We start from the raw sequence: 21,290 nt of genomic DNA, 5'->3' as shown, positions 1-21,290 counted from the left end.
CAGATGAAGGATGAAGAAATTCTTAAAAAGCTACATGAGTTCTCAGAGTACTTAGATGTTGGAAATATCCTCACTTATTTATTACGGAAATTGGGGTGGGGATGTATTCAAGTTCTTTCATTTCTAGTGGATGGACTAGAAGGGATTACAGACAGTGTATTAGGCGTTAAATCGTTTTTTAATTCACCTGACATTCAAGACTTTATTACGAAGCTTCAACCCTTTTTATATGTGTTACTGGCCTTTTCCTTTCTGTATATCGGCTACATGTTGATTATTCAGAAGAAAGTCAATCGTGAACAGATCATGATTAACATTTTTATCTCAATGGCAGTCTTGCTTTTATTAAACACGAGTATGTTAAAAGCTGATAAGTTCACCGATCAAGCCATTGAAGCCGTAGATTTAAATGAAAAAGGAACGGTAAGTGAAAAAATTATTAAAAGTAATATAACAGATGTAGCGCAATTTGATCTCACAAAATGGAAGAGTCCAGAATTAAAAGAACCGAACAAAGTCCCTCAAAAGAATATTATGATGATTGATATTACACAAAAAATTGATAAAGATTTTCAGGTTAGTAAAGGAAAAGATTTAAGTAATGATAGTAAGAAGATATTAGAAAGCAAAACAGCAATTGCACCAGATGGAAAAGAGGGGTTAGTTGAATTAGATAATGGATGGTTTGATTTCTTTCCGGAACTTTATTATCGATGGTCATGGAATTTTTGGACGATTGCCATTTCTCTTTTTGTGATAGGAATGACATTATTATTTACGTCTATTAAGTTAGCAAAACTATGTTACGAGCTAGGGTTCAATGCGATTCTGGCCCAATTAGTTGCGCCTGCCGATGTAGCAGATGGGCAGAAGTTAAAAGCTGTTTTAAAAAATATCCTGAATACATTTCTAGTGACAATTATGATTTTTATATCCATGAAGGTTTATTTAATGGGAACGGTCTTTATTAGCGATAAGCTAGAAGGTATTCCGTATCTTATCGCATTAATCGCCTTTAGTATTGCCGTTGTAGATGGCCCGATCATGTGTGAACGTCTCTTTGGCATCGATGCGGGACTCAAAAGTGGTTGGGGCGCTCTGGCAGGAGGTTTTGCGATGGCAAAAGGACTTGAAAGTGGCATAAATATGATAGGAAGAACAGCAAAAGGAGGAGCCAACCTTGCCAAAGGGATTGGTGGTGTAGGAAAAGGTCTTGGTAGTGGTGCTCTTCAGACAGCAGCAGGAGTTGGAGGTTTTGGTAAAGGGTTAGCTACACAAGGAAATAAAGAAAAACAACCAGCTCTGCATGAAGAAATGAAAAAGGCAGGAATGGCAGGTGAGAAAGGAAACGCTGCCTCTAAAGGTCAAAACGCAGGAAATGAGCAAAAGGCTCAACAACAGGGATTATCCTCTACTGAGAAACAAGAAGGGGGCAAAAATACTGAAGGGAATTCTTCGGAAGGAAAAGGGGCAGGTCAAGGTCAAGGCAGTTCTTTACAGGATGAGATGCAAGCAGCAGGTGTTTCTACTAATAGCCAAGGATCAACTTCCTCTGTAGAAGGAGGAAGTGCTTCTCTACATGATGAAATGGAGGCTTCTGGTTATAGTGAAAGTGCAAATGAAGGTACTGGATCTTCTGTAGAAAGTGGAGGTGCTTCTCTACATGATGAAATGGGGGCTTCTGGTTATAGTGAAAGTGCAAATGAAGGTACCGGATCTTCTGTAGAAAGTGGGAATGCTTCTCTACATGATGAAATGCAAGCCTCTGGTTATGGTGAAAGTGCAAGTGAAGGTACTGGATCTTCTGTAGAAAGTGGAAGTGCTTCTCTACATGATGAAATGCAGGCTTCCGGTCATAGTGGAAGTACAAACGGAGGCAGCTCTTCTGTAGGAAAGGCAAGTACTCCTCTACATGATGAAATGCAGGCTTCCGGTCATAGTGGAAGTACAAATGGAGGCAGCTCCTCTGTAGGGAAGGCAAGTACTCCTCTACATGGTGAAATGCAGGCTTCTGGTCATAGTGGAAGTACAAACGGAGGCAGCTCTTCTGTAGGAAAGGCAAGTACTCCTCTACATGGTGAAATGCAGGCTTCTGGTCATAGTGGAGGTGCAAATGGAGGCAGCTCCTCTATAGGAAATGTGAATACACCTGTTCATGAAGAAATTCAAACTTTCGGTTACGGCGGAAGTACAAGTGAAGGTGGATCTTCTGTAGAAAGTGGAAGTTATCCTACACCAACAAGAGAACCGTCTGTTTCCATACCGACAGGGATGGATCAAGCCCAAGCCCAAGTGGCAGCTACACAGGAACCTCGCCAAGGAAAACAACAGATTGAAAAAGACACAGTTCCTGCTTCAACAGACGATATTCCAATGCCAGATCAGAACCGGATAGAAACACGCAATATTGCACAAGTGGTAAAAGATAACTTTAAGGGAGGGGTAGGAAAGGTAAAAGAACGTATTGATAATTCGCAAACAATCCACAAAACAAAACGTTCTTATCAAATTGGACGAAATACAGGGCGAGATTTACGAAATCTTGGATCAAAGAAACGAAATAAACCAGAAGAGAAGTAACAAGCGTTACTTCTCTTTTTTATAGGGAGGAGAAGAATCATGGCAAACTATAACATTCCGAAAGAAATCTCGACGGAATTAAAGATTAATAAATCACTTTATCTCTTCGATTTGTTGTTCATTATTGGCTTACTGATGGTCACGATGATGTTACGGTTTTTCATTCATCCTACGCTCCAAATTCCCTTTTATATCTTCATGAGTATATTTGGAGTGTTGATGATCGTTAGACCAAGTACGAACCCTAAAAAACGAATGTATGAGGCGCTGTTACTTACATTGGTAAGGAAAAAGAGCACATATTGTGCTATTGACCGAGATGAATAATAAGAGGTTATTCATATTATAGATAGAAAAATAAAGGCATCAGTGTTTGGAAAGGAGATCACATGTTAAGAAAAAAACTTATTTCTGAATTAGCTAATAAAGTATTGAGCTTAAAGACAAGACACCCCATACGAGTAGGGGTTAGTGGAATTACATCCTCAGGAAAGACAACACTTGCTAATGAACTCACTGAGGAACTTCAAAATAGGGGAAAGAATGTGATTAGAACAAGTATAGATCATTTTCATAACCCGAGATCTATTCGTTACCGTCAGGGAAAAGAGTCAGCTCTTGGCTATTACCAAGATGCCCATGATTATGAATCATTTAAGCATAAGCTTTTAATTCCTTTAGGACCTGAGGGTAACTGTCAGTATCAAGCAGCTTCTTTAGACTTAGCGACAGATCAATATGTTAAATCCAATATTCAACTAGCAACTAAGGATATGATTTTAATTGTAGATGGAACTTTTCTATTTAAAAAGCAATTATGCAACCTATATGATTTTAAAATATTCGTTAGTGCTGACTTTGAATTAGCTAGAAAAAGGGGAGCCAAACGAGAAGAGCAAGCCTTTGGAAGCTATGAAAAGGCCGAGGAAATGTTTATTAAAAGATATCATGCAGCGTCAAAAATCTATTTAGATGAACATCAACCACAATTTAGCGCGGATGTAGTGATTAACAATAATGATTTGAATAATCCATATTTTATTTAAATCCTTACTTTATTCAATTAGGGCATGTTTTCGTTTGTTTTTTTCGAAACATGCCCTTTCTCTTTGATTATCTATAGGTGTTACTAATGTTTTGAGTGAAGCTTATTTAAAGGCCACAAGGAGGATAAGAAAGATGGCATTATTTGATGAAAGAATACTAGAAAAAGAGAGTTCTACCTTCATCCCAGCTGTTCCTAAAGAGAAGATAGCAAAGACATCGCTTCTTTTTGACGAAAAAGAGATGGATAAACAGATCGCTCGTGCAAAGAAAAAGAATCCTTTTTCTCTGTTACAACTTCCAAAGGCTGAAAAGGAAAAAAAGAAAGAGAAATTACCGGAGGTGAAAAAAAGTGTGGCTGATATTATTCCCATTATCGATCAAACAGATAGTGGGTTATTTCAGTTAAAAGATGATGGAGGCTTTTTTGGAATCTGGCAGCTTCAAAGTACAGATATCAATGCCATGCATGACCAAGAAGCAGGACGCAATATTTATACACTGGCTAAAACATACCAGGGCGACAAAGATCCGTTTAAAATCATCTCATTAAACTTGCCCGTTTCAACACAAAAGCAACAACAGTATCTTGAAAAGAAGATTCAAGAGGCCAATAATGCGTTATCGCTTCGATTCTTACGAAAAAAGTTAAAAGAGCTTCAATATTTAGAATGGGGGCGAACCAATCGAGAATACTTTCTTTTCCTATATGGACCAACTGAACTCGCTGTAAAAGAGCGAAAAGACCAATTTATGCGAGATATTCAACTGGCTATCCCTCTGTTACCTGTTTCGGATGAAAAACAAATTAATCTTCTTTACAAACTCTACAATCAAAACGCCAAGCTTGGTAATAAACAATAAGAAAGGATGATAAAACCATGATAACTTTACCTTTTCGTAAAAAAGGGAAAACACCTCAAGAAATCAAGCAGAAAAAAGGATACAATCCCTATTTTGTGGCACAGATTCAACCACAAGGAGGCGTGAGCTTTAAAGAAAACCTTGTTCGAAACGGGGATGGGTATTCGACTTGTATTCATATTTATGAGTACCCAACGAACGTGAATGATTTTTGGCTGGAACCGATCATGAATATGCCAAATGCCATTACAACCTTAGATGTGGTAAGCGATGAGCGAAAACAAGTCGTAGAAGCGATCAATAAAAATATGTCAGAACAAAATGCACGGCATGTGAATGCCAAAGAAAACATTGATCGTATGGATGCCCAAGAACAGTATTTAGATATGAAAGAGCTATACCGTCAAGTCACAAATGGCGAAGTGATCAAACGAATACACCTTCGCATTTATATTGCAGAAAAAACGATTCCTGACTTAGAAAAGCGATTAAAAGAAGTCATTCATCATCTTGAAACGCATAACTTCAGAGGATCCATTTTCTTAAATGAACAAGAGTATGAGTGGGAATCATTAGTGACGCATTTTGACATACAGAAGAAATACCCTAATAAGCGAAAAGGAAAGGAAATCCCCGCATTAGCACTAGCCGGAGGGTTTCCTTTTCATTTTACTCACTTAGATGATCCATACGGCACGTATCAAGGGACAACTCGTACAGGTGGCAGTGTCATTTTTGATTTGTTTCACAAAGACCAACAACGAAAAAGTTATAATGCGGTGTTAATGGGACTAATGGGCGCAGGTAAATCCACGTTTTTAAAGAAAGTCACCACGGATAATGCGATTAAAGGCTACAAGATTCGAGGCTTTGATATCGTTGGAGAGTTTGAAAGTCTCGTCAGAGAATTAGGAGGGAAACAGATTGCGCTAGATGGATCAGAAGGGCAAATTAATCCCTTACAGGTATTTAAAACACATGAACATGAGATTAATAGCTTTACGCAGCATTTATCCAAACTAACTGTTTTTTATCGTTTTATTGCACCAGAAGCAAAAGATGATGAATTAAAAGAGTATGAAAAGCTACTTCGTAAACTCTATATTCAAAAGCAGTTATGGAACGATGAAAAAGGCGCAAGTAATCACATTACAGGGCTTTCACCAGAAGCCTATCCAACATTTAGTGAGTTTCTACACCTCATTCGAAAAGAGTTATATACCGATGAGGAAACAAGAGAGCACCATCCGAACTTAGGAGAGTACCGGAAGCGTAGACTTGAGCTAATCGAGCTGAACATTGAAAACTTGGTTGAAACATACGCTCATTTGTTTGATGGCATTTCTACCATTGAAGATTTCAACGATGAACAAGTGGTATTCTTCTCGATCCGTCATTTATCCAAATTAAAAGATGAAATTGCACAAGCACAGCTTTTCAACGTTATGAGTTTATTATGGGATGGCATGCTGCAGAATGGTGAACCTCAACTAGCTGCCTATACAAAAGGGACGTTAGCCTTGAAGATGCCATTCGTTACTTAATTGTGGATCGACGAGGCTCATCACATCGTCAACACGAAAAGGGGCAATGAACATGCCTTAGATTTCTTAACCGAATTTAGTCGAGAAGCACGTAAATACTTTGCAGGTTTGATCTATGCAAGTCATTTAATTAGTGACTTTGTGCCAGATGGATCGGAACAAACAGCGATTGAAAAAATTAAAAAGCTTTTTGATTTAACGCAATATAAATTCATCATGCAGCAAGATGACAACAACTTAGATACGATTCAACGAGTCTTTAAAACAGGGATTACGGACAGTGAATTGGCTGAGATTCCAAAGCTGCCAATAGGAGATGTCCTCCTTTGTATTAAGTCCGTAAAAAACATTCTGTTTCATATTGAAATCGATGAGGAAGAAAAAGTGCTGTACGGTGGAGGTGCATAAGTCTTGCATATCGTCTTACAGCTCATTCCCAAAAAATATTTGATTGGAGGCACGTTGATCCTGTTAGGATTATCGGGTCTCTTAGTCATGAGTACGATTGTAGCCATTACAGGTGAATTTGAAAAAGATAGTCAACAAAGTGAGGTAACAGAGATTGAAGGTGGAGGCATAGGCGTAGGAACGGCTAATGTGTCACCAGAGGTCATGAAGTATCAACCCTTGCTTGAAAAGTATGCACAAAAACATGGATTAGATGCTTCCTATGTGCCGATTATGATGGCACTCATGATGCAAGAAAGTGGAGGAAGAGGAAACGATCCGATGCAATCCTCTGAGTCGTTTTGTGGATCAGTTGGATGTATTTCTAGTCCTGAATTATCGGTCGATAAAGGAGTTTTACATTTTAAAAGTGTACTAGAAAAGGCTCATTATGATCTGAAACTTTGCCTTCAGTCATACAATTTTGGCGGTGGATTTATCAATTATGTCATGAAAAATGGAGGCAAATATACACCAGAGCTAGCGATCTCTTTTTCACAATTGCAATATCAAAAGGTAAAACATACAGGAAATTATCACTGTGTACGTCCTGAAATGGTTCCTTATTCCGCCTGTTATGGCGACGCGAAATATGTTGATGCGGTCTTGAAATATTACACGGGAACGATTACAGCTGACGGAAAACCGGCTGCTCCTGCGAGTGGTGGAAGTGGCGGTAAATCAGGTGTGAAAGTAATTGACGCAGGCAAAACGTTGATTGGTAAAACACGTTATGTATTTGGTGGTGGGCGCTCTCAATCTGATATTAACGCAGGACGTTTTGATTGTTCAAGTTTTGTTAGATGGGCATTCGAGCAAGTAGGAATGAATGTTGGTCCAATGTCGGGCGTAACAACCGATACACTCAAAACACAGGGGCAAGCAATCAATCCAAAAGACATGAAGCCTGGAGATGTAGTGTTTTTTGATACCTATAAAATAGACGGCCATGTCGGAATATATGTTGGAAATAATCAGTTTTTAGGCTGCCAAGGAAAAACAGGTGTAGCCATCGCAAGTATGGCAAAAGGAACGTATTTTGGTGAACGATTCAATGGAAGAGTAAAACGATTTTAAAAGGAGAAAAGGCGATGAAAAATAAAGCAGCACTACTATTTGGAGCGCTTGCCGTTGTGGTGGCAGGCGTGACCATTTTCAATATCTACCTTAACCACAATATCTCCAACACAACAGCTTCGAAACAAATTCAAGTCACGAATGAGAGCTTGCAAGAAGAAAATAAAGAGTTAAAAAAACAACTAAGTGAAGTTCGCCCTTCTGCCCAAGAACAACAAAAAAGAGATTACTTGAATACGGTTAATCAATTCATCGATGTGTCTTATCATCGTGAAAAAGATGGATTTGAGGATCGTAAAAAGACTGCAAAATCCATCATGGACAAAGAGCTTTATGAGCAATTTTATCCTTCTGAAAAGTTCGTATATGGAGACAGTTACACTTCAATTCCAAACGATGTACAGCTTTATGTACAACAATATGATGGAGGGCAAGAAGAGGTCGAAGTCATTGCTGAATTTACGAATCACCTTGTCATAAAAGATGAGAATGTCGACGATCAAACGCATGACATTATTAAAGTTTCTCTACGGAAAGAAGAGAATAAATGGGTGGTTTATAGTATCGAAGAATTGAAAACGGAAATCATGAAATGAGGTGGAGCAGATGGCATTTAAGAAGCAATTTGAAGATTATCGATTTAATTTAAATCGCAATCGGTCATGGAAGTATACAGCAATGTTGATCTTTTTCTTTATCGGTTTTTTATCCTTACTGACATCAAAATTCTATTTAAAAACAGAAGATCCTTTGTATCATACCAAAACCTATGAGGCAGTTTCTTCTAACATAACAGGAACCGTAACCATTGAGAATCGTGTGTATCATCCGGCTAATGGCTCACTGGATATGGTCATCAAAATGGATCAAACAGATGAAGAAGAAGTAAGCTTTGTGGCACAAGAAAAAGCGAATCCAAACATCAAATTACCTGTTCAGTTATTGTATGAAGATGATGGCTATTATGTGGTAAGAATCAGCGATCTATCTCCAAATTGGGAAGCACTTGCCTTTGATCTGTATCAAGAAAATGAAGAAAAAGAAACGGTAAACGTAGATGATGTAACGAGTGATTCAGAAACAGATTCAACAGAGGAAATAGATGCTCATGCATTAATTACAACGCTCTATTCTGACCAACGAAAAACGAAAAGTGAAGAAGGAAAAGGAATCAAAAACAAACAAGAATATGCGCTTTTGGTTAATGATTTAGAGAAACAGTTTGTCAAAAAGAAAATGAAAAACTATGAAAAAGCAATCACGGTAGAAGCCAAACATAAACATCAAACTCAACAAGAAGTGAACGAGTTACAACGTGATATGAAGTACCAAGTGAATGAGGAAAAAGCTGATACGGAATCAAAAATTGCGATGAAAAAGGATGCCATTCAATCGAGTGATGAAAGCATTCAGCTTTATGAAGATGAACAAAAAAGCTTGCAAGAAAAGCTCCAAAAATTGAATGAAAAGCAACAAGATTTAGCCATGAAGTGAAAAAACACATGTCAACAGTAGGTCAACATGTGTTTTTTTGAGGTTCACAGTAGGTTCACATCATTAGTTTTTTATGTTCACAGTAGGTTCACATAGAAGAGTTTAGGTCAACAGCAGGTTCACACTTTAGAGGTTTTCGTGATATCACGGTTTTGCTAGGCTCTGCCTAGCCTATCACCCCGTGTGATAGCAAAAACCCCTTATGCTCTTCTCTCTTTTGTAGTGGGGAACCACAATTTACAGGAAAGGAACGAATGTTATGGATATTCTTTTACGAGATATTGATCCAACTGCCGTAAAAAAAATAGATGAGATTGCAAAAGAAAAAAAGATTTCTCGTCAAGAATTCTTAAAAGGACAGGTTGAAACACTGGCTGTTTTTCAAGAACAAAAAGATCGTGAAGCAGAACTCGAAAATATCATCTATAAAAATATAAAGATGATGGAAAAATGTGCAGTTGCAATTGAAACAGTTAATGGATTCATTCAAGAAATGATGGGAGAGGATGAAGAATGATGAAGCAAAGACGTAAAATTTCATTTGATACTGAAACAGATCAGTATATTCAAAGTTACATGGAAGAAAATCACTTGCGCTTTCCGGCTGATGCCATTTCTCAAATATGTAAAGAGCATAAAGAGGCTCAGAAACGTGATGATGACTCAATACAAAGAATGGTGAAGTGTGTTACTCAAAATATAGATAGTCTTTTGGAAAGAGAACGTCGTCATATTATAAATGCATTGTGTTGTACAGAAAAAAGTATCCAAAGGTCAACCATGAAAAATTTTAAAGAAGTTGAGGATTATAGAATCGCAAAAAATGGTAAGTTGATGGCTGCCATTGTAGAGGGGTACAAAAAATGAAGTCGTCCTCTGTTATACCAGGAGTCGTGCTCAAAACAAAATTTATCACGTCTGATAAGAAAGCTTTTCAAGATTATGTAGATTATGTAGATCGTGAGGAAGCAAAAAAAGAACAGGGAGCAAATGAAAAACTGTTTACCCTTTATCAAGATTATATGGATAACCCTGATAAGACATCTTCGTTGTTTACCGAACAGTCAAATCGATTGAATGAAGAAGAAAAAAAACAATTAAAAAAATTGTTTGAAACAGCACAAAAAAATAACAGTATCATGTGGCAAGATGTCATCACATTTCATAATCCGTGGCTCCAAGAAAATGGTTTATATGATGCTGATACTCATACAGTGGATGAGAAAAAGTTAATGGACATTACCCGTCAGTCCATGAAGGAAATGCTTAAAAGGGAAAGGTTAAATAAGTCGGCTGTTTGGTCAGCTGCCATCCACTATAATACAGGGAACATTCATATTCATATTGCGACAGTGGAACCACAACCTACTCGTGAACGAGGTAAAAGAAAGCCTAAAACTTTGGATGCGATGAAGTCAACAGTCGTGAATCAAATTTTAAATCGAGGTGAGCAGCATCAGAAAATAAATGACTTAATTCGAAATGATATGGTCGGGAAAAAGAAACAAGATTCTTCGTTAAGGTGGAAGAATCGTGACATTCAACCACTGTTTCTTCAAATTTATAATCATCTTCCAGAAGATAAAAGGCAGTGGCAATATAGCTATCGAACATTAAAGCCAATGAAGCCATTTATTGATGTACTAAGTCAAAAATACATTGAAAAGTATCATAGCCATGAATATCAACAATTACTTAAAAAGTTAGATAAAGAAGTAGAGGAATTAAAGAAAGCGTACGGAGAAGGAAAGGTTGATGAGAAACGATATAAGAATTATAAACAAACAAAAATAGACGATCTCTATAAGCGAATGGGGAATGCTTTTTTAAAAGAAATGAAAGATTATGATAAGCAGCAGCAACAGATTAAAAGAATGGTAGAAAGCAGGAAACAATCAAAGCGTCCTGAAAGTTTTAATCAACATGTCTCCATGCATTTTGCATTAAAAAAGATGGAACGAGCGTTTAAATCAGAATATGAAAGTTGGAAGAACCAAAAACATTATGAGCAATTGCAAAAAGATATTGAACATAATCGAGACGCTGAAAGGGGTTATGAATGATGGAGAAACATCGACGTACCATTTCATTAGATACGAAAACAGATGAATATATTCAAGCTTATATGGAAGAACATCATTTTCGTTTTCCTGGGGAAGCCATTATGGATATTTGCCAAAAATATCAGGAAACCACGGAAAAGGAATGGTCATTACAATATATTTCGGAAGTGGTTAGTAACAACTTACATCAGGCTTTAAAAGATGAATTAACGAAGATCCGTCTTGGAGCAAACAGTGCCGATAAAAACACACAAATTTTAATTGAATATATGAACGGTCTTTTCTTCCATCACGGTTTTGATGGATTAATGACAACCGATTTACAAGAGTTAGATAGCACAAAGGTTGCGAAGGAAGCTGTTGAGAAGCGTATTGCGAATCAACGTCAAAAACGGATTGATTGGGAAGAGTCCAAAGGGAAACAACCATCTTAATGATGGTTTTATATAAATATAGATTTTAAAAATTAAAGGAGGAATCATTCATGTTTTTTAACAAAGATTTAGTGTTAGCTTCGATTAAAGCTGTAGGAGAGGATCATGCGATTGTGCAGTATCAAGACAAAGAGGTAGAGGTGAATTTAAGTCCAGAAGAAGCGAAAGAGTTTCATCAATATGTGGTGCATCAAGAGAACATGTTGGTGCCCATGAATATTAAAACACAGAAGCTTTTTGTGGATTTAGAGGAACCTTGGCATGAACAGGAATTAGAAGAGCTTAAGGGGATCTCCTATCAAGAAGAGGAGGGGAAAGATGAGTAAAACCTATGCGAAAAAATCCGTCGAAGATAAGCGTAAAGAGGTTGAAGAGTTAACAAATGGGATGGAAAAGAAGGTCGAGCAGCATTTTCATTCTGTCGAAGAACTAAAAGACTATTTATCTTTTATGGGTAAGTTTTATCAATACTCGATGTCGAACACGGCTCTCATTCAAAAACAGTTTAGGGGTGCTCAAGCTGTTGGATCATTTAAGTTTTGGAAAGACAAAGGCTTCTCTGTCAATAAGGGAGAGAAGGGCATTAAGATTCTTGTGCCAAACAAAACAGTCCCCAAGTTCAAGGATGAAAAAGGGAAATGGAAGTCGATTAATAAAGCCACTCCTCAAGAAAAGAAGCTAATTAAAGAAGGGAAAAAAGAAGTAACTCAAGGCCGACTGTATTTTTCAGTCGGCCATACGTTTGATATTAGCCAGACGAATGCGAAAGCAAGTGATTTACCTAAGATATTCCCAAATCGTTGGTTAGAAGGCAACGTGGAGGATTACAAGGCACTTTATAAAGGAATGGAAGCCATTGCTGAAAAGAATGGTATTTCCATCATTGCTCCTAAAGAAGAACTAGGCAGCGCAAAAGGCGTGTGTTATCCATTAACGAAGGAGGTTGCGTTAAATCCTCGTAACTCTGAACGTCAAAATGTAAAGACGCTTCTTCACGAAATGACTCATGCCAAGTTGCATACGACTGAATCACGAGCAAACTATACGGATGCGGAAAGAGAATTTCAGGCGGAGATGACAGCCTATACGGTTTCGTCTTATTTTGGCATTGATACGAGTGAATATTCTCTAGGGTACTTGTCACACTGGACGAAAGGAAAGAGCTTTGAAGATAAAACCAAGCTTTTAAAAGAAGTACATGAAACGTCCGTTGGCTTTATTGAAACAATCGAAGATACCTTAGTAAAAGAACGGGAAAGAAATCAGTCACCAGAAAAAAACGATGAAAAACAGCAGCAATCAGATCCTCTTTCTTCTGAAAATGTACAAGAGAAAATGAAAGAAGGATATGAAGATTATAAACAAAAGCAGCAACAGGAATCGGCACAAAATGTAGATAGTATTTTAGATCGTGTCACGGCTGAAGAGAAATATTATTCAACCAAAACCCAAGCGATCAAAAATGGATGGATGACAAAGGAGGAAGTCGTGAAACTTGAACATCAGATTGATTCAACCATGACTAAAAACGAGAAGGGGGTCATGAATGGTCAAGTTCAGGAACAATCTCTTACTTTTCAAGACCGTATGGAAGTGGGCAGTCAAATGCAATTCCAAAAACGTACAGGCACCGTCAAAAAGAAAAAAGAAGAACAGGAACTCGAAAGGTAAGGGAGCATAAAAAGCTCTCTTTTTTATTGTCCAAATACTACTTTAATGGAGGAATTTATGATGAAAAAAATTACGTCTCTTTCAAATGACCAATTTAAAACGCTTGTTTCCGATAAACGAGAATTAAAGAAGTTTATGAAGCACCCACAAAATGAAAAAATTGAGGCAGATTGGGCAAACATCAGTGAGAAACAGCTGCATGACATCCCTTCTGGTGCTGTTTACTTAACACAATCAGCTCTAGGAGAGGAAAAACCGCAGGTTTTACTTGTTTCTACGGATGAAAAAGGGCAAAAACAAGCCTATAAAAGTGAAACAACAATTGATTTTTTGAGAAGTCATGATGTGAATCCTGTTTTAGAGAAAGATCGAGAAACGCAGCTCAAAACAAGCTACCTTACATTTTTACAAGCTCATGAAAAAGAAAAGCCTCAAGATATTGATAGTATGTTAGCCCGTGTAAATGCAGAAAACGATTATGTGATGTTGAAATCAAGTTCTTTAAAGGAAAAACAGTTCACCCTTGACCAATTGAAAGGAATGGAAAATGAACTTTCTCATCAGTTTCAAGCACGAAAACAAGCACAAGAAAAGGAGAAATATCAAGACGATTACAAACAAGAAGTTCTAGAAGTTATGCAGCAGCCTAGTGAAGAAACACAGTATAAGCAGCTATTTAAACAAAGCTTGTTAGCCCAATTAGGCATATCAGATGAAAAAGATTCTTCTAAAGGAGTGAAAAAGGAAGCTGAATCAGAAAAGACTCCTGTCGAAAAGCAGCTCAAGCAAGAAACACCTCAAGAGAAAGAGCAGCGTTTGGCCAAAATGAAGGAGTTTGAACAAAAGCATTCCTTTGATAAGGTGTACAAATTAAAAAAAGAGGTGCTGCAGGAATTAGAAGAACTCAATTTGACTGATTCTCAACGTGAGAAATTAACGAAGCTTGAAAAGGCTTTAGACACGGAGAAAAAGGATCATGACAAGCAGAAAAAAGAAGAGAAATCACAGAATGGATTTACGAAGTTTTTTGCACGGAATAATGGAGCAAATTCTTCAAGAAAACAGAAAGAGCCACAAGAAATGGAACGTTAAAAAAAGCAAAAGTTTAGACAGAATGGGAGGGCTGAAAAGCTCTCCTTTTTCATATCGTGGAGTGAAGGAGGGATTTAGGTGGGAGAACGAAAACACGTCAAGGAGGAGGAGGTTATGAAAGCGCGAGAAGTTGATTTGTTGTCGTATCTGGAAGCCAAAGGCGAAACCTTTGTAAAAGAAGGAAAGTATTATCGTCATACGGAACATGATAGCTTACTCATCAAAGGAAATATGTACGCTTGGAATAGCCGGAATGAAACAGGGTATGGAGCGATCAGTTTTGCTCAAATGTATTATGGGATGTCGTTTCCACAAGCTGTATTAGATATTAATAAAGGCGATTATAAAGAGCTTTCACAGTCACATGAGCAACCGTCGGTTTCACCATCAAAAGAACCTTTTCGCTATCCAAAAGAATTAGAAGTAAAGGATCAAAGTAAAATAAAAGATTATCTCATAAAAGAACGTAAAATAGATTCTAGGTTAGTTAATTGGCTTCTTCAAAAAGATTTAATCGCCCAGGACAAACGGAACAATGTCGTGTTTAAATGGCGTGAGCATGGAGGTAAAGGAAAAGTGATTGGGGCAGATCGACAAGGAACAGCTTCGATAAAAAATAAACGAGGTTCTTTTAAACAAGTCTTACCGAACGATAACCCACATACAGGCTTTTCAGTTGATGTTGGTCGCCCAAACAAGATTCATTTCTTTGAAAGCCCAATTGATCTTCTTTCTTATTGGAGTATACAGGAAAATCAATTGCAGAATACACGCCTTATTAGTATGAATGGTTTAAAGCCTAAAACTGTTGCTCAGTCTTATATTGAGGCTCGAAAAGAAGGCTTGGGCATCAAAGAAATGGTGTTAGCTGTCGATAATGACCAAGGTGGAAAAGAATTTATTGACAAAATGAACCAAATCGTTAATGCTGATTTAATAAGAGCAGATATTCCAAAGGGAGCGAAAGATTGGAACGAAGAGTTAAAGAAGAATGGAAAAAGCATTCAACCTGTGGCATCACGTCTCCGGAATAAACAAACTGAACAGGAGCTTTCAATGAATGGATAAAGTGTTTCAAGGTGTATTTTACCTCTTTCTTATCATGATTTTAGTGAAACTTTCTCAATTTGCTTACCGTGTCCTTCGTGAACGGAGGTATATGAAAGAGTTAGCCCAATCGGGTATGCCCTATATTGATAAAATGGATGGTTATCAGTTTGAAATTTATTTGCAGGCCCTTTTCCAACAGTTAGGATATAAACCTCAAGTAACCAAAAAGTCTGGTGACTTTGGGGCTGATTTAGTGATGAAAGGCAAAGAAAGAATTGTCATTCAAGCTAAACGATATGGAATTAAAAATCGGGTCAGTATTTCTGCTGTACAAGAAGTGTATGGGGCAAAAGCGTATTATAAAGCGAATCAGGCGTGGGTTGTGACCAATAGTTATTTTACGAAACAAGCGAAAGAGCTTGCAGCTGCATGTGATGTGACCTTATTGGATCGGGCGGATCTTCAAAAGTTTATTAATGAGGTCAATCCCGTTTTCAAGGCACGGGAAATCTTTGAAAATATCACACCAGAACCTCGTAAATGTCCAAAGTGTGGGCAAGATCTAGTCGTACGAGATGGGAATGGCACTCGCTTTTTTGGTTGTTCTTCTTTTCCTTCTTGTCGTCATACAGAAAAAATTAATAAAGAAGTAAGTAAGAGCAGACCTTCAGTATAGTAAGGTCTGTTTTTTCTTGCTCTAAAAAGGAGCCGATGTTATGAGTTCATCCCAATAGAAAGTATGAAGGGAAATAAGTTTACAAGTTGATAGACTGGCACTCACGCTTTCTCTGCATTTTTAATAATTACGAGTTTCCAAATTAAGCCCTAAGAAATTATAAAAATAATCTATTAATACATTATTTTTTCCTCTTCTCTTATCTATTTCGTTCTGAACAATACAAATATCATAAAAGTAGTCTTCTATAAGTGGGACATAATTAATTCCTTTTCGATCAAAGTATGTACAGATATCTTTAGTACCGAAGGCGATACCCATATCTTTTTCAACTAGGTCCAGTATCATCGACAAATTGGAATAGTTAGTATATGTGTGGATTTCAAGATCGATTCCTGCATTCTTTAGAACTTCATGTGTCATTATATAGGGATATTCATTTATATCACTAGTTATCAGCTTGTTTCCTTCCAAATTTTTCACAGAAATCTTATCATATGATGCCAGGGGATTGGATTGACTCATCAAGACATATAGCTTTTCTTTGAATAACACATCATATGACAATTTCGATGGACGCTTGGAAATGGGCGGATATTTTATAATAGCAAGATCCAGCTGATTGGCAAGCAACATCATCTCTAAATTTTCGTTGCTCTCCACTTTAATTATGTAATTATCTTTACTATTACTGGATATGAAACTCATAATGGCATCATTGATAGATGTTGTGTATGAAAGTTTATACAGACCAATGGAGTGCGATAAAGCTTCTTTTGAATAATTTTTTAGTTTTGAAATGAAAAGATTGTATTCACTTAGAAGGAGTGTAGAATCTCTTACAAATTTCATTCCGGCTTGTGTGAGTTCCATTCCTCTTTTACTTCTTATAAACAATGGAGTATTTAATTTTTCCTCAATGGATTTTATACTTTGAGACAAACTCGGTTGAGTAATATGCAAATATTCAGCTGCTTTCGTCAGATTCTTAAAATCTGCCACGGTTTTTACATATAAGATTTCTCTAATTTCCATGATTAGCTCCTTTTTATTATAGGCTATACTTATGATAGCCATTGTAAATAACTATTTTAAACTTTGCAAATTTTTAATTAAAATGAGGATATAAAGAGAAAAATAAATTAATTGTTGTAATCCAATATTATAGGCTATTATAAGGAGGTACTATGATAAATATTAATTACAAAATAATTACAACTGATAACATTGATTTCTTAGAGGAATTATGTAATCAGTTGATGAGATTTCAAGCAGATCACGCAACGATACGTCCTGATATCATGGCAAGTATGAACTACAATAATAGATTGAAGCCGGAATATGCTAATACCTTGAGAAAACACATGATAGTTGCGTATGATGAAGAAAGACCAGTAGGTTTTGCCTTTGCAACAATCGAAAATGTAACTGAAGAAAACTTGAAGGAAAAACCTGGTTGGGCAGCTGAACTGGATGGCATAGGATTTTATCCGGAAAACTATGAAGTACCGAAAACCATTGGAACTTTTAAAATACTTTATGTAGACGATGAATATAGAAATTTCAGTATAGGTAAAAAATTGTCTAACATGACCATGGATTGGCTTAATAGTCATGAAGATGTAGATGATTTATGGGTATACGTAGCAAATGGTAATGAAATTGTTGGCAAACTCTACGAAAAATATGGTTTTAGATTAAGTCATAGTGTCTTTAACGGGTTTATAAATGCATATTGTCAAAAGAAGAAATAAAATGTGATTCTATCGGTTAAAATTTGCATCGAATGAGTGGGTTATACGGTTATACGCAAAACAAAAGTTAATTTCGTCAGAGAACGTTTCTCTGCATATCAAAATCGTCGATTAAATAGGTTTTTATTTATAAATGATTGTGACGAGAAAGCATCTTTCCATTTGGAAGGTGCTTTTTTTGTTTCTTATAAAAATATAAAAAAGAGGAGAGTTTTATGAAGAATATCTTTGTGAAATCAATGACCATTTTTACTTTACTAATGGTCGCATTATGTGGAGTAAATCAGGAGAAAACAGAAGCAGCAAGTAAGCCAGCGAATCAAGATTTGATTATTATTAACAAGTACTACAACAAGCTTGCATATTTTCATAATGGTTATATTGAAATCGTTGATCCAGTAGCAACGGGTAAAACATGGGATAAAACACCCGTTGGCTTTTTTAAAGTCGTGAACAAAATTAAAAACCGTCCTTACTATACAGGACATATTCCTGGGGGCGATCCTCGCAATCCTTTAGGAAAACGTTGGTTAGGACTAAATGCAAATGGTACGTATGGTGATACATACGGCATTCACGGTAATAACAATGAAAGTAGTATTGGAAAATACGTGAGTCAAGGTTGCGTGAGAATGCATAATGCAGATATCGAAAAGCTTTATGATAAAGTCCAAGTAGGCACACCTGTTGCCATTACGTATTCTTACAAGAGCTTCGTCGATCTTACGAGTGTATACGGTTATAAATTCAAAGGCTATAAGCTGAAAAATAATTAAAGCAAAAGCAGCATTTCGTGATAAAAACACGAGGTGCTGCTTATTTTTTGTGTTCTTACCATATAGACCTTATCATAGAAGTATGTGAAATGTAGGGGAAGAGTATTAAGTAATTTGTGCAACTATTTATTCACGTGCTAAATTACTTTCTCAAAAAAGAAGAGACAACAAAGCTCCTTCGTTTTTCTATAAGAATAAATAATTGTTTCAGCCAAAATTAAACCCTATAAAAGAAGATATCTAGAGTTCATATTCTTTATTTTACATTTGGAGGTTAGGGAAAATATGAAAACAACGGGTATTGTGCGAAAGGTAGACGAGTTGGGTCGTATCGTTATCCCCATAGAGTTAAGGAAGATTCTTACTATCAAAGAAAAAGATCCTGTAGAAATCTTTGTTGATGGAAATTACATTATTCTTCAGAAATACAAAGCTCAAAATGAATGTATGATTACCGGTGAAGTGACCTCACAAAACAGAGAATATGCAAAAGGAATTGTGTTAAGCCCAAGAGGCGCAGAAATTCTAAAGAATGAAATTGAATTTAGATTTGGTATTAAAGCGTAATTTAGACGTGTGTTCCTGTCATACAGTGTCTACGGTTCATCTTTTATAATTCAATCTATTTAAAACCCTCCAGAATAAAATTCTGGAGGGTTTATGTAAGTCTTTTTTATTTTACAGCTTCTTTAAATTCTTTACCTGGCTTGAAGGCTGGAGCCTTTGTAGCTGGAATAACAATTTGTTCACCCGTTTGTGGGTTACGTCCTGTACGCTCTCCACGTTCACGTACTTCGAATGTACCAAATCCAGCAATTTGGATTTTCTCTTCGTTTGCTAGTGTGGCAGAAATCGTTGCAAATAGTCTATCAATGGCTTTCTTTGTGTCTTGTTTTGTTAATTCTGATTTCGACGCGACAGCATCAATTAATTCAGCTTTTTTCATATCTACTTACCTCATTCTCTACTATGTATAGTGGTGTATAGACAAGAAATATATCACAGCCTAATCAAGGAAGTCAAACATATGTTCTCGTATGTCTCCTATATTCTAAAAAATAGTATATTTTAATGTAAAATAACTAAAATTCATAGTTCGTAAAGTTATACTTTTACGGACAATGTATTTTGTATTATCTTTGAATTTATACAAATGTTACCCTTTTAAATTTGAACTTAAATAATATATCCATAATTGCATAAAAAAACCTATTCCCTGGTGCTGTGATGTGGGAAGAGGTTCAATGAGTTAAGATGACATTTCGAAAAATCTCCAATTAACATGCCTTTTTTATATTACAATAAATCAAAGTAGAAAACGATTACATTTTCGTTTTAAACACAAAAAAATCGTAGCTTAGAAAGGATGGCGGACTTGTTGGAGTTTGGTTTCAAGAACCAATATGCACGCGTATATTATTTTTCCTTTATCAATTCCCCTATCCCTATTTACATAATGAAAAGAAAAGCTACTGATCCTTTGTCAATAGCTTTTCTTTTCATTATGTATCTTATCAGATTCATCTCCATCCGTATATAAATCCCATTATTATACATAATAATAAACAAATATACTTTCTCAAAAGGGGCTTTCGATAGTGAATAGAGAACAAGTCATTGATATTTATCAAGATGTTCTAGAAAAGAAAAGAAAACGTTTTCCTAACTATTTCTTTGTAGGTAATGAAGGAAAAAAATATATGCGCTATATGACATGCTATCTACTTGAGCAACGATTATCGATTCCTATTCACGAGATTCCTCTACAGGTAACGGCAGGCACTTTATGGTCTCATCGTCTTAAACCACCTGCTATGCTTTATGAATGGAATTATTACGAAGTCATTGATAACGCCTATCCAGGAAGATTTAAAGCTTGGCAGTTTCAACAGGTTCCTGATAAATATTGGGATGGAGACGAAGGAAAAAAACGAGCTATTGAAGCAGTAAAGTACGTAATAGAGGAAAAGCTAAAAATCCCTCTTAAAGAGATTCCTATTCAGGTTAATATTCACTTTTTTAGTCAACATAGCCTGAGAGGTGTCTTTTCCCTGTTCGGCCAATCCCCTTTTCAAGTAGTAGAGGCTGTTTATCCCGGAGTCTTTAAACCTTGGCAATTTGCTCATGTTCCCATGAATTGTTGGAAAAATGAAGAATACGTTCGAGAGGCAATGGTCGATTTTTTATTCAAACAGCTTCATTTCTCTTCTTATGAGGAGGCTTTTCTCAAATTGAAAGGAAGTCATTTCACCGATTTTCAGTTAACTGGTCTCTTTCAAATGGCGTTTGATTCCAGAATGAACAATGTGAAGGAATGGATAAAAAACCAATTAATGAATATAGACAATAAATTATCTTATGTGAATCTTGATTAATAAAAGAACCGATTGACACGAATAGCCTGAACTACATCTCTATTATTCCCATTTCTTTTTTTCAAAAAGCGACTTATAAGTATGCAGTTACTTGCTTTGATTTCTCTTCTTAATAAAAAGATACGTAGATTCAGCAAAAAAAAGAAAAAGAAGAAAAAAGAGCACAAATAATTCGGCAACTTCCATTACTCGAAAAGGACTCACGGCGTTGTACAACGCCTGAGAAACATCAAATCCTTGAAGAATATCAATGCCTAAAGAAAAGCCCATTAAGCATCCCATCATTAAAAGGCTAATACCTATGATTTTCATATCAATCACGCTCCATTTAATAGGTTTTTCCCTTTCT

The 21,290-nt window shown here is 36.4% G+C and carries 22 protein-coding genes and 2 pseudogenes; 21 read left to right on the top strand and 3 right to left on the bottom strand.

Annotated elements, in window-relative coordinates:
• Positions 1-3: 3 nt before the first annotated feature.
• The 17 genes and pseudogenes from JNUCC25_RS28330 to JNUCC25_RS28250 all read left to right on the top strand — a co-directional run bounded on the left by JNUCC25_RS28330 (position 4) and on the right by JNUCC25_RS28250 (position 16,036).
• Positions 4-2,580 (top strand): pLS20_p028 family conjugation system transmembrane protein, encoded by a 2,577-nt coding sequence (locus JNUCC25_RS28330; RefSeq protein WP_454223441.1) that lies wholly within the window; start codon positions 4-6, stop codon positions 2,578-2,580.
• A gap of 39 nt (positions 2,581-2,619) precedes the next feature.
• Positions 2,620-2,907 carry a DUF5592 family protein gene (locus JNUCC25_RS28325; protein WP_454223440.1) on the top strand — a complete coding sequence of 96 codons (288 nt, stop codon included), beginning with the start codon at positions 2,620-2,622 and terminating at the stop codon, positions 2,905-2,907.
• A gap of 62 nt (positions 2,908-2,969) precedes the next feature.
• Entirely contained in the window at positions 2,970-3,626 is a 657-nt protein-coding gene (locus JNUCC25_RS28320) for a hypothetical protein (protein WP_454223439.1), read from the top strand.
• Between the two features lie 133 nt (positions 3,627-3,759).
• On the top strand, positions 3,760-4,488 hold the full coding sequence (locus JNUCC25_RS28315) for a hypothetical protein (protein WP_454223438.1): 729 nt from the start codon (positions 3,760-3,762) through the stop codon (positions 4,486-4,488).
• Positions 4,489-4,505: 17 nt separating this feature from the next.
• Positions 4,506-6,440: pseudogene (locus JNUCC25_RS28310) on the top strand (VirB4 family type IV secretion system protein).
• Positions 6,441-6,443: 3 nt separating this feature from the next.
• Positions 6,444-7,556, top strand: coding sequence for a bifunctional lytic transglycosylase/C40 family peptidase (locus JNUCC25_RS28305; RefSeq protein WP_414184700.1), 1,113 nt, complete (start codon positions 6,444-6,446; stop codon positions 7,554-7,556).
• Positions 7,557-7,570: 14 nt separating this feature from the next.
• Complete coding sequence (locus JNUCC25_RS28300) at positions 7,571-8,152, top strand: MerR family transcriptional regulator (RefSeq protein WP_454223553.1); 582 nt, start codon at positions 7,571-7,573, stop codon at positions 8,150-8,152.
• 10 nt (positions 8,153-8,162) lie between these two features.
• Positions 8,163-9,050, top strand: coding sequence for a hypothetical protein (locus JNUCC25_RS28295; protein WP_454223552.1), 888 nt, complete (start codon positions 8,163-8,165; stop codon positions 9,048-9,050).
• A 259-nt stretch (positions 9,051-9,309) separates the two neighbouring features.
• Complete coding sequence (locus JNUCC25_RS28290; protein ID WP_025753531.1) at positions 9,310-9,567, top strand: hypothetical protein; 258 nt, start codon at positions 9,310-9,312, stop codon at positions 9,565-9,567.
• Entirely contained in the window at positions 9,564-9,917 is a 354-nt protein-coding gene (locus tag JNUCC25_RS28285; RefSeq protein WP_442455732.1) for a hypothetical protein, read from the top strand. The genes JNUCC25_RS28290 and JNUCC25_RS28285 overlap by 4 nt, the downstream gene beginning before the upstream one ends.
• Positions 9,914-11,113 carry a MobP2 family relaxase gene (gene mobP2, locus JNUCC25_RS28280; protein ID WP_454223551.1) on the top strand — a complete coding sequence of 400 codons (1,200 nt, stop codon included), beginning with the start codon at positions 9,914-9,916 and terminating at the stop codon, positions 11,111-11,113. The genes JNUCC25_RS28285 and mobP2 overlap by 4 nt, the downstream gene beginning before the upstream one ends.
• Complete coding sequence (locus tag JNUCC25_RS28275) at positions 11,113-11,547, top strand: hypothetical protein (protein WP_454223550.1); 435 nt, start codon at positions 11,113-11,115, stop codon at positions 11,545-11,547. The genes mobP2 and JNUCC25_RS28275 overlap by 1 nt, the downstream gene beginning before the upstream one ends.
• A 50-nt stretch (positions 11,548-11,597) precedes the next feature.
• Positions 11,598-11,873 carry a hypothetical protein gene (locus JNUCC25_RS28270; RefSeq protein WP_454223549.1) on the top strand — a complete coding sequence of 92 codons (276 nt, stop codon included), beginning with the start codon at positions 11,598-11,600 and terminating at the stop codon, positions 11,871-11,873.
• Positions 11,866-12,891, top strand: a pseudogene (locus JNUCC25_RS28265) (ArdC-like ssDNA-binding domain-containing protein); the annotation flags it as partial. The gene JNUCC25_RS28270 and the pseudogene JNUCC25_RS28265, both read left to right, overlap by 8 nt.
• A gap of 384 nt (positions 12,892-13,275) precedes the next feature.
• Entirely contained in the window at positions 13,276-14,310 is a 1,035-nt protein-coding gene (locus tag JNUCC25_RS28260) for a hypothetical protein (RefSeq protein WP_454223548.1), read from the top strand.
• A gap of 114 nt (positions 14,311-14,424) precedes the next feature.
• Positions 14,425-15,378, top strand: coding sequence for a toprim domain-containing protein (locus JNUCC25_RS28255; RefSeq protein WP_454223547.1), 954 nt, complete (start codon positions 14,425-14,427; stop codon positions 15,376-15,378).
• Positions 15,371-16,036, top strand: a complete 666-nt coding sequence (locus JNUCC25_RS28250) for a restriction endonuclease (protein WP_253352991.1) — start codon at positions 15,371-15,373, stop codon at positions 16,034-16,036. Before JNUCC25_RS28255 ends, JNUCC25_RS28250 begins: the two co-directional genes overlap by 8 nt.
• Positions 16,037-16,156: 120 nt before the next feature.
• Here JNUCC25_RS28250 and JNUCC25_RS28245 read toward each other — a convergent pair whose 3' ends face one another.
• Complete coding sequence (locus JNUCC25_RS28245) at positions 16,157-17,071, bottom strand: LysR family transcriptional regulator (protein ID WP_454223546.1); 915 nt, start codon at positions 17,069-17,071, stop codon at positions 16,157-16,159.
• Positions 17,072-17,223: 152 nt separating this feature from the next.
• Here JNUCC25_RS28245 and JNUCC25_RS28240 point away from each other — a divergent pair, with 152 nt between their 5' ends.
• From JNUCC25_RS28240 to JNUCC25_RS28230, 3 genes are all read left to right on the top strand, one after another.
• Positions 17,224-17,790, top strand: a complete 567-nt coding sequence (locus tag JNUCC25_RS28240; RefSeq protein WP_454223545.1) for a GNAT family N-acetyltransferase — start codon at positions 17,224-17,226, stop codon at positions 17,788-17,790.
• A gap of 215 nt (positions 17,791-18,005) precedes the next feature.
• Positions 18,006-18,566 (top strand): L,D-transpeptidase, encoded by a 561-nt coding sequence (locus JNUCC25_RS28235; RefSeq protein ID WP_454223544.1) that lies wholly within the window; start codon positions 18,006-18,008, stop codon positions 18,564-18,566.
• 285 nt (positions 18,567-18,851) lie between these two features.
• The gene (locus JNUCC25_RS28230) at positions 18,852-19,133 is read left to right on the top strand and encodes an AbrB/MazE/SpoVT family DNA-binding domain-containing protein (RefSeq protein ID WP_115653600.1); all 282 of its coding nucleotides are present in this window, start codon (positions 18,852-18,854) and stop codon (positions 19,131-19,133) included.
• Between the two features lie 106 nt (positions 19,134-19,239).
• Here the strand turns inward: JNUCC25_RS28230 and JNUCC25_RS28225 are convergent, their stop codons facing one another.
• Complete coding sequence (locus JNUCC25_RS28225; protein ID WP_454223543.1) at positions 19,240-19,512, bottom strand: HU family DNA-binding protein; 273 nt, start codon at positions 19,510-19,512, stop codon at positions 19,240-19,242.
• A 652-nt stretch (positions 19,513-20,164) separates the two neighbouring features.
• Between JNUCC25_RS28225 and JNUCC25_RS28220 the strand changes: the two genes are divergently transcribed.
• On the top strand, positions 20,165-20,941 hold the full coding sequence (locus JNUCC25_RS28220; protein WP_143256188.1) for a DUF4046 domain-containing protein: 777 nt from the start codon (positions 20,165-20,167) through the stop codon (positions 20,939-20,941).
• A gap of 87 nt (positions 20,942-21,028) precedes the next feature.
• On the opposite strand, the gene JNUCC25_RS28215 is transcribed toward JNUCC25_RS28220, so the two are convergent.
• Positions 21,029-21,253, bottom strand: coding sequence for a hypothetical protein (locus tag JNUCC25_RS28215; protein WP_454223542.1), 225 nt, complete (start codon positions 21,251-21,253; stop codon positions 21,029-21,031).
• Positions 21,254-21,290 lie beyond the last annotated feature (37 nt).

This window comes from Priestia sp. JNUCC 25, assembly GCF_053667915.1.
The sequence above is the reverse complement of the archived record's forward strand: the minus strand, read 5'-3'. Positions and strand labels throughout refer to the sequence as shown.